Annotated in this window: 15 protein-coding genes and 1 other RNA gene; 1 reads left to right on the forward strand and 15 read right to left on the reverse strand. The window is 37.5% G+C overall.

Translation table 11 applies throughout. From position 1 onward, the window contains the following. Positions 1-81: 81 nt before the first annotated feature. The 10 genes from kdsB to BLW74_RS09905 form a co-directional block, all read right to left on the reverse strand. A complete protein-coding gene (gene kdsB / locus BLW74_RS09860; RefSeq protein WP_089692244.1) occupies positions 82-804 on the reverse strand; it encodes a 3-deoxy-manno-octulosonate cytidylyltransferase in 723 nt (240 codons plus the stop codon). A gap of 140 nt (positions 805-944) precedes the next feature. Then, complete coding sequence (locus BLW74_RS09865) at positions 945-1,931, reverse strand: phosphatase PAP2 family protein (protein WP_089692245.1); 987 nt, start codon at positions 1,929-1,931, stop codon at positions 945-947. Between the two features lie 126 nt (positions 1,932-2,057). After that, positions 2,058-2,648, reverse strand: coding sequence for a hypothetical protein (locus tag BLW74_RS09870; protein ID WP_089692246.1), 591 nt, complete (start codon positions 2,646-2,648; stop codon positions 2,058-2,060). Between the two features lie 115 nt (positions 2,649-2,763). Next, entirely contained in the window at positions 2,764-4,017 is a 1,254-nt protein-coding gene (locus BLW74_RS09875) for a pyridoxal phosphate-dependent aminotransferase (protein WP_089692247.1), read from the reverse strand. A 28-nt stretch (positions 4,018-4,045) separates the two neighbouring features. Next, positions 4,046-4,957 (reverse strand): outer membrane protein assembly factor BamD, encoded by a 912-nt coding sequence (locus BLW74_RS09880; RefSeq protein WP_139265722.1) that lies wholly within the window; start codon positions 4,955-4,957, stop codon positions 4,046-4,048. Between the two features lie 17 nt (positions 4,958-4,974). Then, the gene (locus tag BLW74_RS09885; protein ID WP_089692249.1) at positions 4,975-6,690 is read right to left on the reverse strand and encodes a phospho-sugar mutase; all 1,716 of its coding nucleotides are present in this window, start codon (positions 6,688-6,690) and stop codon (positions 4,975-4,977) included. Positions 6,691-6,759: 69 nt separating this feature from the next. Beyond that, a complete protein-coding gene (locus tag BLW74_RS09890; protein ID WP_089692250.1) occupies positions 6,760-7,461 on the reverse strand; it encodes a GIN domain-containing protein in 702 nt (233 codons plus the stop codon). A 328-nt stretch (positions 7,462-7,789) separates the two neighbouring features. Then, complete coding sequence (locus tag BLW74_RS09895) at positions 7,790-8,182, reverse strand: hypothetical protein (RefSeq protein ID WP_089692251.1); 393 nt, start codon at positions 8,180-8,182, stop codon at positions 7,790-7,792. Next, positions 8,182-9,132 (reverse strand): glycosyltransferase family 2 protein, encoded by a 951-nt coding sequence (locus BLW74_RS09900; protein WP_089692252.1) that lies wholly within the window; start codon positions 9,130-9,132, stop codon positions 8,182-8,184. The genes BLW74_RS09895 and BLW74_RS09900 overlap by 1 nt, the downstream gene beginning before the upstream one ends. Before the next feature lie 16 nt (positions 9,133-9,148). Next, entirely contained in the window at positions 9,149-9,751 is a 603-nt protein-coding gene (locus tag BLW74_RS09905; RefSeq protein WP_089692253.1) for a DUF4199 domain-containing protein, read from the reverse strand. Positions 9,752-9,882: 131 nt separating this feature from the next. Between BLW74_RS09905 and ffs the strand changes: the two genes are divergently transcribed. Then, positions 9,883-9,980, forward strand: an RNA gene (gene ffs / locus BLW74_RS09910) — signal recognition particle sRNA small type. A gap of 117 nt (positions 9,981-10,097) precedes the next feature. Here ffs and BLW74_RS09915 read toward each other — a convergent pair. From BLW74_RS09915 to BLW74_RS09935, 5 genes are all read right to left on the reverse strand, one after another. Further along, on the reverse strand, positions 10,098-10,784 hold the full coding sequence (locus BLW74_RS09915; protein WP_089692254.1) for a metal-dependent hydrolase: 687 nt from the start codon (positions 10,782-10,784) through the stop codon (positions 10,098-10,100). 118 nt (positions 10,785-10,902) lie between these two features. Then, a complete protein-coding gene (locus BLW74_RS09920; RefSeq protein WP_089692255.1) occupies positions 10,903-11,349 on the reverse strand; it encodes an SRPBCC family protein in 447 nt (148 codons plus the stop codon). A gap of 17 nt (positions 11,350-11,366) precedes the next feature. Beyond that, positions 11,367-12,296, reverse strand: a complete 930-nt coding sequence (menA, locus tag BLW74_RS09925) for a 1,4-dihydroxy-2-naphthoate octaprenyltransferase (RefSeq protein WP_089692256.1) — start codon at positions 12,294-12,296, stop codon at positions 11,367-11,369. Between the two features lie 75 nt (positions 12,297-12,371). After that, a complete protein-coding gene (locus tag BLW74_RS09930; RefSeq protein WP_089692257.1) occupies positions 12,372-13,208 on the reverse strand; it encodes a 1,4-dihydroxy-2-naphthoyl-CoA synthase in 837 nt (278 codons plus the stop codon). Between the two features lie 220 nt (positions 13,209-13,428). Continuing rightward, a complete protein-coding gene (locus tag BLW74_RS09935) occupies positions 13,429-14,460 on the reverse strand; it encodes a tetratricopeptide repeat protein (protein ID WP_089692258.1) in 1,032 nt (343 codons plus the stop codon). Between the last annotated feature and the right edge of the window lie 15 nt (positions 14,461-14,475).

The following is a 14,475-nucleotide window of genomic DNA, read 5'->3' on the forward strand; positions in this document are numbered from 1 at the left end:
TCAAATATAGGGGGATTTATGTGAAATTGCAAAAAGACAGGAAAAGCGAAAGGATTCTGCCTATTTACTTCGACATCAATTTTAGAGTAACTTTCTGGCTTTTTCAAGATCTTCCGGCGTATCTATTCCTACGCCCACAAAATTGGTTTCTATCATTTTGATTTTCATTCCGTATTCCAGGTAACGGATGCATTCAATCTTTTCGGATATTTCCAATGGCTTCATAGCCAGTGTTGAAAACTGCAGCAAGGCTTCTTTTCTGAAGGCATAAACTCCAATGTGTTTAAAATAGCTTACCTCATAAGAAATTTCCCTGTGAAAAGGAATAACGGAACGGCTGAAATACAGCGCGAAGCCATTATTATCAGTAATTACTTTTACATTGTTTGGATTTTCAATTTCTTCTTTTTCGTGCAGTTGAATTTTCAAAGATGCTAAAGAGATTTCCTGCTGGTCATCATTTTTAAAAACTTCGATCAGCTGACGTAATGGCTCCAGTTTCAGGAAAGGTTCATCTCCCTGAACATTGATCACGATATCACAGTCTATGTTCTGTACAGCTTCAGCAATACGGTCGCTTCCGGTCTCGTGCTGTCCTGTCATGACAGCTTTTCCACCGTTTTTAACGATTTCATCAAGAATAATTTCGGAATCTGTGGCGACAAATACTTCATCAAAAAGACCGGTTTCCACTACGTTCTGATAGGTAGTCGTGATTACGGTTTTTTCTCCTAAAATCTGCATAAGTTTCCCCGGAAAGCGGCTTGCTTCGTAACGGGCAGGGATGACAGCGATAATTTTCATTCAATACAATATTAAGTAATTCCTTTTAAATCAATACGTTTTATTCCTGGACTTATAAAAGCCGGAATAATACCTTTATCCTGAGACCAAATGTAGTGAAAAGTATCTTATCTGCTTAACAAAACATAGATTTCAAAAGTTTAAAAAGAGAGTTTTACTCCTACCATATTGTATTCCCATTGGCGGGATGCGGTAAAGTTGAGATTATATTTTGTTTTACCGATTGTTCCTTCTGAAGATGTATATCTGCTTTTTGAGATGGTTTTCCCTATAAAATATCCCATTAATAAAGCTAAAGGGTAGTCTGAAGCCCAGTGCACCTTACTCTGCATCATCTGAAAGCATAATGCACCTGCCAGTGTATATCCTACAGGCTTGATCCATTTTGCATCAGGATAATTGTCTGCAATCACCGTGAGACCTGCCATAAAAGTAGTTAAATGCCCGGATGGCATTGCATCATAGTTCGAGGTGTTTTTTCCAAATGCTGAAAAACTTGGAAACGGATTCCACGCACCTCCTTTATGTCCGTATTCTTCCGCAATAAACGGACTTTCTCTTCCGGTAATTCTTTTAAGAGTTTGGGTAAAAACACCGGAAAGGATTAAACTTTCCATCAGTCCACTGGCTGTAGCCTGAGCTCTGTAATCATTTTTGATCAATCCGTACGTCCCGAAACCAATTCCTAATAGTACCAATGTGGAACCATTTCCTATCAGGTACAATGTAGATCCGATATCTTTCGGAATCTTAAAGACACCGCCTACTTTGGAGTAATTATTATCTTTATCCATTCCCCATCGTTCTGCCAGTTCTCTGGAGTTGTCGATCAGTTTCTGATCAAATGGCAAAAGGATTAGTGTGGCAGCAACAGCTCCTCCCAGATAATAGGCATGATCCTGGGCTACGAAATCTTTATTGGTGTTGATAAAGTTTCTGGGTAATTTGGTTACAAAATCCAGTAATTTCGGCTTTGGATAGGTCCGGACAGATCCGTCTTTTAGGGTGTAGGTTTGTACTTTTGGCATTTCCAGTTCTTTTGGAAGCTCTTTTACCTTCAATGTATCAACCTCTTGTGAGCATACCAATATGGAAACTGGTAAGAGTAGAAATCTCAGTTTTTTCATCGTGTAATTTTCGACTTTATTATATTTAAGTGTGTAAAAGCCCAAAGGTAATCCCTAGTTGAGCTTAGTACAAAGAACTTGTTTGATTTTTAATATTTATTTAATTTTTTATAAATAAACGCAGCTTCAGTTTAAATATTTAATCAAAAAAATAATTCCGTACATCCAGGAAATATAGAGAAAAGAGTAAAAAAGTCCGAATGCAAAGCTTTTTAGCAAATCTCCTTTACACTTTCCGGAGTTTTTAAAAACCAGTCTAAGCGCTCTAAAAAAGACCCAGTACAAAGCTGCAAACAGCAAGAATACGGCTGACCAAAAGAAAAGTCCGAAAAAATAAGAAAGAAAAATGAGCAGAATAGAAATTATAATCCATGCAAGAATGGAAAGAATAGCGCCTCCTATACCATCACCGGCATCAGGAATATCAATCTCGAAACCATTAAATTTTGGTGTTTTATCTGCATACCTTTGTATTCTTTCTTTGTTTAAAATATTTCCTACATTGTCTTTTAATTTTAAGCCGGAATAAAGCCCTACACTGATGAACAGGAAAAATGCCCCGGCCAAAACGGATGTTGACAGGATTGAATTCTGAAACAGGGAACGATGATCTGCTTTCCCTGAAAGCCATACACTTAGTATTACTATCGTGATGATCGCCAGCGTTGAAAAAAACACATATTTTGTTTCAAGAAAGGATTTCCGTGGAGCTTTCATGGTTTTATAGAATATAAAAACGCTTCGACTCCGCTCAGCGTGACATAGCGAATGCTCTTTTGAGATCAAACAATGTCATGCCGGGCAGAGTCGAAGCTTATATTGTATTTTAAAATTACTTTAATTTGTTCAAAGCACTTTCCAGTTTTGGAAGCATCACTTTGATTTCATCTACAGCCAAACCTCCTACAGAAGCACGGAACCAAGGTTCTGATTTTTCTTCTCCGAAAGCTGAGAATGGTACTAACGCCACTCCTGCCTCATTAATTAGGTAAAATACAAGATCTGAAGAGTTTCCAATTAGGGATCCGTCCGGTTTTGTTTTTCCGATGTAATTTAATTTAATTGTAAGATAAAGAGCTCCCATTGGTTCAATACTGTCTACAGCAAGTCCTTTTCCTTTTAAATCCTGAACTCCGTTATGAAGAACTTTCAGGCTTTCTTCCAGTTTAGTTTTAAAATCATTAACGAAAGTATCTACATTTTCGTGATTTTCATAGAATTTAGCGGTTGCTTCCTGTTCCGGTTTCGGTGCCCATGCTCCAACGTGGGTAAGAAGCGCTTTCATTTTATCAAGGATGTGCGCAGGCCCGAATCCCCATCCCACACGTACTCCTGTTGCTGCAAGGCATTTTGAAATACCGTCGATATAGATGGTGTAATCTTTCATTTCAGGGAAAAGAGAAACCGGATCTACGTGCTCAGCACCGAAAGTAAGGCAAGAATAGATCTGGTCATACATTAAGTACAACGGTTTTTCATCTGCTCCTCTTTTTTTGTTTTCAGCAATGACCAGTTCGCAGATTTCTGAAAGCTGCTCTTTTGTAAACATGGTTCCGGTAGGATTCAGCGGTGAACATAATGCCAGTAATACGGCTCCATCCAAATGAGGTCTTAAATCATCTGCTGTTGGAAGGAAGTTGGTTTCCGGTTTTGTTTTTACTTCTACCGCGTTGGCTGAAGTAAGGTAAGCATAATGATTGTTGTTCCAGGATGGTGTAGGATAAACTACTTTATCGCCTTCATCTACGATGGTTTTGTACACGGCATAGATCAAAGGTCTTGATCCTGCTGTGATCAGGATATCTTCCGGAGAGTAATCCAGGTTCCATCTTTTTTTAAGGTCTTTGGAAACTTCTTTTCTTAAAGATAAAAGTCCGTTGGCAGGAGGATAGTTGGTCAGATTATTCTGATATGCTTTCTGAATCTCTTCCTTCAGCAATGCCGGAATAGGATAGATATTAGAATTCAGATCACCAATAGTAAGATTGGCAATTTCCGCTCCCTTCGCTTTTAGTTCATTTACTTCGTTACCAATTTTTACAATTTCTGAACCGATCAGGTTCGCTGCTAATTTTGAAACTTTCACTTTTTTTCTTATTTAAAATTTACTAATATTATCGTTCTCCATTGATCCTCTCGTATATTTGATCTACAGGCGTTTGCGCATCAAAAAGAATCATTATTTCTTTTGCTTTTTTTGCCGTATTGGAATTCGGATATTTTTTGATAATCCTGTTGAATTCCATTCTGTTTTCATCGTTTAGTTTTCCGGTTCCCTTGTCTGGCTCTCTTTCGTAGGTAGGTGTATTATCCATTCCCAGAAGATAATCGGACAGGTAGTAGTTATAGTCTTGTTGTACGGTCTTTATCAGCTTGCTCTGAGGATATGTATTCATAAAATTTTCCCAGAACATCAGTCTGTCTCCCAATTGCTCCCAGCTGATCATCAATCCTGCATCTGCTGCATAATTGGTTTCACTTTCTTTATCAGTCTGCGAAATATAAGCTTTATAATCCGGCGTTACTTTACTCTTAAAAAGAGAAGAATAATATCCCGGAGTAGTCCATATTTCGGTCATCCCTTCTCCTACTTCCCTGAATTCAAGACCAGCTTTTTTCAGTTCTGAAGCTATTTTCTTAACGTTATCCGGAAAAATGTACTGATCTTTATCACCATTATAATAATTCACATATTTATCTAAGACATCTGTATGCAGGTTCATCAGACATTCTGTATACTTTCCTCTTATTTTTACATAATCTTCGTACGCTTTATCGTTCTGTTCCGGACTGTTTCCAGCCATCTCTTTTTCGATTCTGGTACGGTACCATTGAAGTGATGCAATATAATCCTCCGTTTTGTTGGTGCATGAACAGGCTGTGTCCAGCGGCTTGTAATGATCTCCTTTGCTTTCCGTTGTAGCTGCCGAATCGTTTACCGGTTTTGTATCTGAAACTGCAGCTTCCTTTTTACAGGAAACTACAGCTGCAGACAATAGGCAAACTGCTGTTATTTTTTTAATCATCTGCTTTTTTCGGAGAATTAATCCAGTTTTAAATCTGTTTTAACGGCTCCTATTTTAGCTTCCAATGATTTTAATTTGTCTTTGAAATCGGCCTCTGAGGTAATGGAATCTTTCACTGAAACATAGAACTTGATTTTCGGTTCTGTTCCTGAAGGTCTAACGCACACTTTTGTTCCATCCTGTGTGTAATAGATCAAAACGTTAGACTTCGGAATATCGTTCATTACTTTCTTTTCGTTTGTGGATATGGTAAGGCTTGTCTGCTCTTTGAAGTCCTTCACTTCTTCTACCGGTGACCCTGCCAGTTCTTTTGGTGGATTTTCGCGGAAGTTTTTCATCATATTCTGAATTTCTTCAGCACCTTCTTTTCCTTTTCTGACGATATTAATTAATCCTTCGTAATACATTCCAAGGTCTTGATAGATCTCGATCATGTACTGATACATAGTTCTACCGTTGGCTTTGCACCATGCAGCAATTTCACAAGCTAAAATGATACTTCCACAGGAGTCTTTATCACGTACAAAGTCTCCCGTCATGAATCCGAAGCTCTCTTCACCGCCACACACAAATTTCTGTGTACCTTCTGCTTCACGGATCATTTTTCCGATCCACTTAAATCCCGTAAGACCCACTTTGCATTCTACTCCGAATTTTTGAGCAATATCAAAGAAGATATCTGAAGTTACAATCGTAGAACCAATAAATTCTTTTCCTGTAATTCTTTCCTGTTTTCTCCATTCATTCAGGATATAGTAAGTAAGGATGGTATTGGTTTGGTTACCGTTCAGCAATTGCATTTCGCCGTCAAGATTTCTTACAGCGATTCCTAATCTGTCCCCGTCCGGATCTGTTCCGATTACAATATCTGCATTGGTAATTCTTGCAAGATCCAATGCCATTTCCAATGCTGCAGGCTCTTCCGGATTGGGAGAGTCTACCGTAGGGAAATTTCCGCTTGGAATCATCTGTTCTCTTACAAGATCTACCTTTTTAAATCCGGCTTTTTCAAGAGCTTTGGGAACCGTTGTATAGGTTGTCCCGTGGATAGATGTGAAAACGATATTTAAATTTTCTTTTCCAACGTTCTGATAGGTAGAATTTTCAATACAGGCATCAATGTAAACATCATCCTGCTCCTCTCCGATCCACTCGATCAGATCATCATTTCCGTTGAATTTAATTTCTTCAAATTGTACAGAATATACTTCATTGATAATCGCTTCGTCATTAGGAGGAACAATCTGTGCACCGTCATTCCAGTATACTTTATATCCGTTATATTCCGGCGGGTTATGAGAAGCCGTTAATACAATACCTCCGTTGCATTTCTTGTCACGTACGGTAAAAGACAGTTCCGGAGTAGGTCTGTGATCTTTAAAAAGTAATACTTTAATTCCGTTGGCTGTCAAAACATCTGCTACCAGCTTTCCGAATTCTTTTGAGTTATGACGAACATCATAAGCAATGGCTACTTTAATTTCTTCTCCTTTGAACTGCTGCAGCATATAATTGGCCAATCCCTGAGTAGCCTGCCCCAACGTATATTTATTCAAGCGGTTGGTTCCTACGCCCATTATCCCACGCATCCCTCCTGTTCCGAATTCAAGTTCTCTGTAAAAAGAGTCTTCCAGATCCGGGGAATTGCTGTCGATTAATAATTGTACAGCATCCCTTGTTTCTTTATCGAAGGTATCACTTAACCAAAGTTTCGCTTTTTCTAATGTATTCATATTTGTATGTTGTTCTTTTATAGTATGTAAAATTTCTAGTTGCTAGTTGCTAGTTTATATAATACTGTTTTAGTCCAGTTTTTTATTTTCCACTTTCGTTGTTTTATCAATTTTGAACGCTCTGATAGGGTCATTGTAATAAACAAATTTTGCCGTGTTCTGAATGTGTCCTTTTAAAGAATCTTTTACATTTACTTCTGCATAATTTCCGTTTTTAGAATCAATATTCAGGTTGGTAATTTTCCAGTAAGGTGCAATTAAACTTGCTGTATCTGAAATCTTGATGACAGCGTTTTTTGACAATCCCAGGAAATTAGCACGGCTTCTGTTGTGCATTTCCAATTCTGCTCTTCTCGTGTTCACAGATCCCATGAAGCTGGCATTATTTTTCATAGTAAGCCTGAAATTATCTGTTTTGATTTCACTTGAAATATTGACTTCAACAGAATCGGAAACGTCAACTTTTTCCAGATTATATTTTGAATAAATCGTCACATTATAAAAATCAACCCCTTTTGTACCCCTTTTTTCTTTGATGAAAAGCGTCTTGTCTTTTACATCTACGTCCAGATTATTGGCTACATTAGGATAGGTCTCTATTTCTACAAAATTCTTTGGCCCTCTGGCATAAAATACACGGAATTTTCCTTCCAGATCAAGATTCACGAACTCTGAAACATCCACATCTTTCTTTTCAATATTTCCTTTTGGAGAAACTTTTCCGCAGGAAACAACTGCCATCAGCATTAGTGTGTATACAACTTTTTTCATATTTAATTTTAAATATTCTCTATTATCATCGTAACGATTTTACTGAAAATCTCTGAAAGCATTTTTCATGTCTATCAAAGGACTTTCAATATTACTTTTGAACAAAAATAGGATTAAAATTTCTAAAAATCTTTGTCTTTTGACAATAAAATGCCTTATAATTTTAATTTTCTGCTTTTCAGGAAAAGACTATTTCTTTGTATGCTTTTCTTTTGCTTTTTATCTGATAAGTTCAAAATACAAAAAAGCACTCTGTCTTTGCAGAGTGCTTTTTATTATACTTTCATTATTAGCCTATAATAACTGATAAAAGGTATAGTTTTTTGTTCTAGCTATTTTCCAAAGAAGCACCATAAATGATTAAAGCTAAAAGCATTGCAACAATAACAACCCCAATAATCAAAGGTTTCCATATCGCTTTTTTTGAATACTTTTCTTCATCCGGAAAATATTTTGGCATAAAGTAATAAGAGAGTAAGCATCCCCCACCAAGACCACATAAATAAGCCAATGAACTTTTAGGCTCTTCCGGAATGTTTACAATAACTCCTGTGATAATCGTCAGTAGAATAGAAATTGCCAATACGGTATATGCTTCTTTCTTTTTGTTAACCTCAATTAAATTTTGGTATAGCAAAACCCCTCCGAAAAGCGTTGAAAAACAAATAGAAAATCCTAAAATGGCTTTTTTAGAATAAATTTTTGGCAGATTTTCTTCCATTATATCACTTCGTCAATATTATAATTCTTATGTTCGCGGTTCGTTCTGATGATCATTTCTCCTAAAAATCCTGCTACGAAGAGAAGGCTTCCCATAATCATCATCGTTAATGCAATATAGAACCATGGATTATTGGTAATCAAATGTCCGTAGATTCCTCTAGCCACATCAATCAGTTTGGAAATTCCTAACCAGAGTGCTGAAAGAAAACCGACAATAAACATTAAAGTACCCACAGCTCCGAAGAAATGCATAGGCCTTCCTCCGAAACGGCTTACAAACCAAAGGGTTATCAGATCCAGAAACCCTCTGATAAATCTTTCGGTTCCGAATTTTGAAGTTCCGTACGGCCTTGCCTGGTGCTGTACTTCTTTTTCGGTAATTCTTCTGAAACCTGCATTGGCAGCCAATACAGGAATATAACGGTGCATATCTCCGTAGACATCCACTGATTTTACGACCTGTCTTTTATAGGCCTTCAGACCGCAATTGAAATCGTGAAGATAAACCCCTGAAACTTTTCTTGCCGCTGCATTGAATAGTTTTGACGGAATATTTTTCGTCATTACATTATCAAAACGCTTCTTTTTCCAGCCTGAAACAATATCATAATTATCATTGATCACCATATTATACAGTTCCGGAATTTCTTCAGGGAAATCCTGTAAATCGGCATCCATTGTAATTACCACATCTCCGTTTGTTCTTGCAAAAGCGGCATGCAGCGCCTGGGATTTTCCATAATTTCTGGAAAATTTAATCGCGTGGATCTGAGGATGCTGAACTTTCATATTCTCAATAATACTCCACGACAAATCCGTACTTCCATCGTCTACAAACCAGATCTCATAAGATAAATTGCTGGTTGTGCATACTTTATCAATTCTTGAGAAAAGCTCTTCCAGAGAGTCTTCTTCGTTCAGTAACGGAATAACTATAGATAAATTCATTTAATTTTAATAAAAATTAGGCTTGATTGGTTTCTTCGGGCTGATGTAATGTTCTTGTTCTGAAAAACGCTCCAAAAAACACCGACAAAACTACGTAAAATATAAGAATTGCTGCAAAATATCCTGAAAAATGACTTGCTGTAAGCATATCTTTTCCTTTAACTGCCTCAGGAGTGAAGCTTTGCAATCTTTCTTTGTATTTCTGATCCAGCTCGTCAATATCTTTCTGATGCTTCAGAATTTTTCTTGCAGAGGTATATTCTGTATCCAGTTCAGATTTTTGTCTCTGAACATACTGGTAGTTCAGCAGCTTTTTAGCAGCCGGGTCTACAAAATTTAAAAAGGCATAAATACTGAAAATTGAAAGGATGCCTCCCACAAACATCGGGACGAATGCTCTTTTGAAGGCCTCTTTGAATTTTACTACTCTATGGGTGTTCCAATAGGATTTTACAGACCAGAATGCTGCCCCGGCATACAGAAGAGGCAAAACAAAAGCATTGGCTTTCAAAGAGATATCAAAATAATTGATTCCTGAGAAAAAAGTGTATACTACAAAGAAAACGATCATTGTAGCGATAAAAAGTATAATTCCTAGTGTTGATGGACTTTTCGTCATATTTAATTTTTTAGAAAAAAGTTGAAAAATTTTCCCTCTAAATGTCAGGCGTTTAGCTTTACCACTGCATTTTTTCAACTAATTTTCTGTAATAAAGTTTTGAAGTTTATAAAATATTCCTACCTTTGCAACGGCAAGTCCTAAACAACCAGCTCCTGAGAATCCTCCAGGGTGGGAACGCAGCAAAGGTAATCGGTCGTAGCGGTGTGATTTAGGTAGCTTGCCATTTTTTTTTGTCTTAAAGTAAGAAGAGAGGTAATTTGATAATTATCTTTTTTTGTTTTTAATACTTTACGCATCATTTTCATTTTTCTAATTTTCAGATTACCTCCGGTTCAGTTATTGATTAAAATTCGAAAGTTTCTCCTAATTTTGGTAAAACAAGTTCTACATTTTTATCGGCAAAATGCTTTAATGCACTTTCATGGTTGATTTCTATAGCAGGGAAAGTATCAAAGTGACATCCGATTACTTTCGGTGTTTTTAACAGCTCTGCCGCTGCAAAAGAAGCTTTTCTTGGACACATGGTGTAGTGGCTTCCAATGGGAAGAATAGACAGATCAATATTTCCGTATAGTCTCGGGAACAGCTCCATATCAGCCATTACTCCTGTATCACCTGCCAGATAGATGTTTTTACCTTCAGGAAGTCTGAAGATATACCCTACAGCAAAGCCTCCATAGCTGCCATCCGGAAAAGAACTTGTATGATGGGCCGGAACCATGGAAATTTTAAGATCGTCGATTTTAGCCGATCCTCCTAAGTTTACATCGTCTTTGTTTTTGGCCTGCTGGAAATAACCGCATACTTCCGGAACTCCAATAATGGTAGCTTCCGGATAATGCTGCAATACTTCTGCTACATCAGCAATATGGTCACCGTGCGCATGAGTCAGCAGAATGTAGTCGATTTTTTGAGCAGCAATATCAAAGCCTGACTCTGCTTTTTTGTAGTTGTAAAAAGGGTCACTCAAAATTGTTTTGTCCTTGTACGTGAACAGGAAACAGTTTTGCCCTAAGAATTGTATTTTCATTTTAAATTTAATTTCAATTATTATTAAACACAAATGACTCAAATAATTTCATAAACAGCACCATGAGAGTAGTGATATTTGTGAAAGCATCCGCGTCATTCGTGTTTTCTTTAATTTATTATTTCTGTGGGAATTTATCTTCAATCAGTCTTAGATTAATTCCATGTTCCAGATAAGCTTTACAGCCGTCTAAAACGGTGGTAAAACCTCCTGTATTATCATTAATTACTTTTAACAGCTCTTCGCCTGTCTGGCTGAATCCGTAGCTTTTAATGATAACCAGAGTTCCTTTTTCCATGGCTTTGAATTCATAGTCTACTTTTGTTGAAGGATCTCCCCATTCCGTTCTGATGAGTTGGTTCGGGATGATCTGGTGAACATTCACAACAGATTTCACGCCGTACATTTCCCATTCCCAGGTAATGGTTTTACCTTCTTCCAGCTTTCCGGTAGATTTTGTAAACCAGAAATGAGTGGTTACTTCCGGATTGATGAATGCTTCAAAAACATCCTCAATGGGTTTTCTGATCAGCATTTGAGCTTCAACATAGACACTGGAATTCATAGGTGGTTTATTTTAAATTATTTAAATAAATTAAGTCCGACTGCTGTAAGAATAGCCATTACAAATGTCATGATTCCTACCTGCTTTAGATATTGATCTAATTCTTTCGGTTCTTTTACAGAAAGAATCTTTCTCCTCAGTTTTGATAATGGGAATAACAGAATCATGACGATGAAAACGTAGTAGTTTTGTCCCTGCATGAAACCATTTATTCCTAAAAACATAAGGATCAGCAATAATGGAAGCTGTAACAGCACCATTTCATAGATCATGGCATTTTTGAATCCGATTCTCAACGCAAAGCTGTTTTTTCCGGATAATTTATCACTTTCGATGTCTCTCATGTTATTCAGGTTAAGAACTGCCATGCTCATCATTCCCACAGCTGTCCCTGGTAACAATATATCCCAGCTGAACGTTTTTGTAAAGAGGAAATAACTTCCACATACAGAAACCAATCCAAAAAAGATAAACACGAAGATGTCTCCCAATCCCATGTATCCGTAAGGTTTTTTACCGACTGTATATCCAATTGCGGCCAGAATACTTGCTACGCCCAATCCTATGAAGATATAGAATTCATTCATATAATCTGGAATGAAAGCTACATACAGCAAAGCAATGGTAGCAATAAAAGATAATGCTGCGAAAAGAATGACTGCATTTTTCATCTGTTTTGCAGTAATTTTTCCTGATGCCACCGCTCTTGCTTCTGCTTCATTGATTCTTTTGGCATCGGTTCCTTTTATACCGTCACCATAATCATTCGCATAATTTGATAAAATCTGGTATAAAAGCGTTACCAAAAGAGCGAGTGCAAGGATCTTCCAGTCCCATGTTCCGCCTTCTCCGTAAAGTCTCCATTTTGCAATGAAGGCCCCCATAATAATTCCGCTTAGGGAAAGCGGTAAAGTTCTTAGCCTTGCGGCTTTTATCCAATCTGTCATACTATTTATAAGTAATAAGCAATGGGTAATAAGTAATGAAGAATATTGCTCATTACTTATTATTCATCACTAATGTTATGATATCCACTGGTCTTCTCCGAAGTTGGGCTTTCTTTTTTCAAGGAATGCGTTTCTTCCTTCCTGAGCTTCTTCTGTCATGTAAGCCAGGCGGGTTGCTTCTCCTGCGAAAACCTGCTGTCCTACCATACCGTCATCTGTAAGGTTCATGGCAAATTTCAGCATTCTGATAGAAGTTGGAGATTTGGCTAATATTTCCTGAGCCCACTCGTATGCGGTATCTTCCAATTCTGCATGTGGAACTACTTTGTTTACCATTCCCATTTCGAAAGCTTCCTGAGCGGAATAGTTTCTTCCCAAAAAGAAAATTTCACGGGCTTTTTTCTGTCCTACCATTTTGGCCAGGTAAGCGGAACCGTATCCTCCGTCAAAACTTGTAACGTCTGCATCTGTCTGTTTGAAAATAGCATGCTCTTCACTTGCTAAAGTAAGGTCACATACTACATGAAGTGAGTGTCCACCACCAACGGCCCATCCCGGAACCACTGCAATCACCACTTTAGGCATAAAACGGATCAGACGCTGAACTTCCAGGATATTCAAACGGTGTCTTCCGTCTTCTCCTACATATCCCTGATGTCCTCTGGCTCTCTGATCACCTCCACTGCAAAAGGCCCATCCTCCGTCTTTGGGACTTGGTCCTTCACCTGAAAGCAATACAACCCCTATGGAAGGATCTTCATAGGCATCATAAAAAGCATCATATAATTCTGAGGTTGTTTTAGGTCTGAAAGCGTTACGTACCTCTGGTCTGTTGAAAGCAATCCTTGCTACTCCGTTAGATTTTTTATAGGTAATATCTTCGTATTCCTTGGCGGTTTTCCACTCGATCATCTTATAAAAATTTTTCTCAAAGATACGGAATTACAGAGAATTTCTGTAGGAGAAATTTGCAGATCATTGCTATAAATACGATAAATTCTGAATGACGGATTTCCGGCTGTCGATACGCAATAAAAGAGCTGTTTTTGAAGTAATTTGAGTAACTAATTTTATGAAAAACAAAAGCCGGAACATTTCTGTTCCGGCTTTTTATTACTGAGTTATTCAATGATTACTTGGCAGCTCCGCTTAGCTCGGCTTCTTTCGCTTTCATTTCTTTAACTTTATCCATGTTTTTAGTTACCATGTAAATTTCTTTTAATGCAGAAACGGCATCAATGCTTTTTGGATTTGCTTTATACCATCCTTCAGCGTATGGCAAAGCTTTTGTAAATCTCTCTCTTCTTTCGTCGATCAATTTAGAAGCTTCATCCGGCTTGTCTTTTCTCAAAGCGTTGATTTGGCCTACAGTTTTAGCATCATCACCAATAGTAGTATATACTAAGTTTTGGTAAGCATCTGAGAAATCCGGCTTAAGCTCAACTGCTTTTTTGAATGATTCAATAGCATCGTTAGCCGTTGCTGGATTTTTCGCCTGCATTACTCCAAGGTTATACCAGTTTGTAGGATCGCTTGGGTTTTTAGCAAGCTGCTCTTTCAATCCTGAAACAAATTTATCTGTGTTTCCAGACTGAAGATATGCTGTTGTCTGAGCTTCTTTAAGTTTAGCATTATTCGGGAATTTTGCTAATCCTTTTTCAATAACCGGAAGAGCCTCCGGGCTTTTTGCGTTAAGAAGTAATGAAGCAAGCGTTTCATATAAGTCCGGTTCTATGCTTTTTGTCTGCTCAGTTTTGAAGTCAGAATAGTCTGAATTCTTTTTCATAAGCTCCCAGGTAGATTTATCAAGGTTTACCACCTGTCCTGTTTTCTTTTCTTTAGCAGTGTAGGTAGTTTCTACTCCTGTAAATCCGGAATTAACAAGATCTGTAAATATTTTGATAGACTGGTCATTGTTATTTGCTAAAGCGTGGCTAAGTCCGGCATAATACATATATATTTTGTTGTCCTGACCGCTAGACTTTAATAAGTCATAAACTTCAATGAACTTCGGTGCTGCTGCTGCATAGTTTTTTGCATTGTATGCATCCATAGCAACTTTGTTCGCTTCCTGAAGCTGAGCATTCAAAGCATTGGCATCTTTTTTCTGCCCAAAAGCAAAAGCAGATGCTACGATAGCCATTCCTAAAATTAGTTTCTTCATAATAACTATTTTATA

The sequence above is a fragment of the Chryseobacterium culicis genome (assembly GCF_900108365.1).
In the GTDB taxonomy this organism is placed as follows: domain Bacteria; phylum Bacteroidota; class Bacteroidia; order Flavobacteriales; family Weeksellaceae; genus Chryseobacterium; species Chryseobacterium culicis.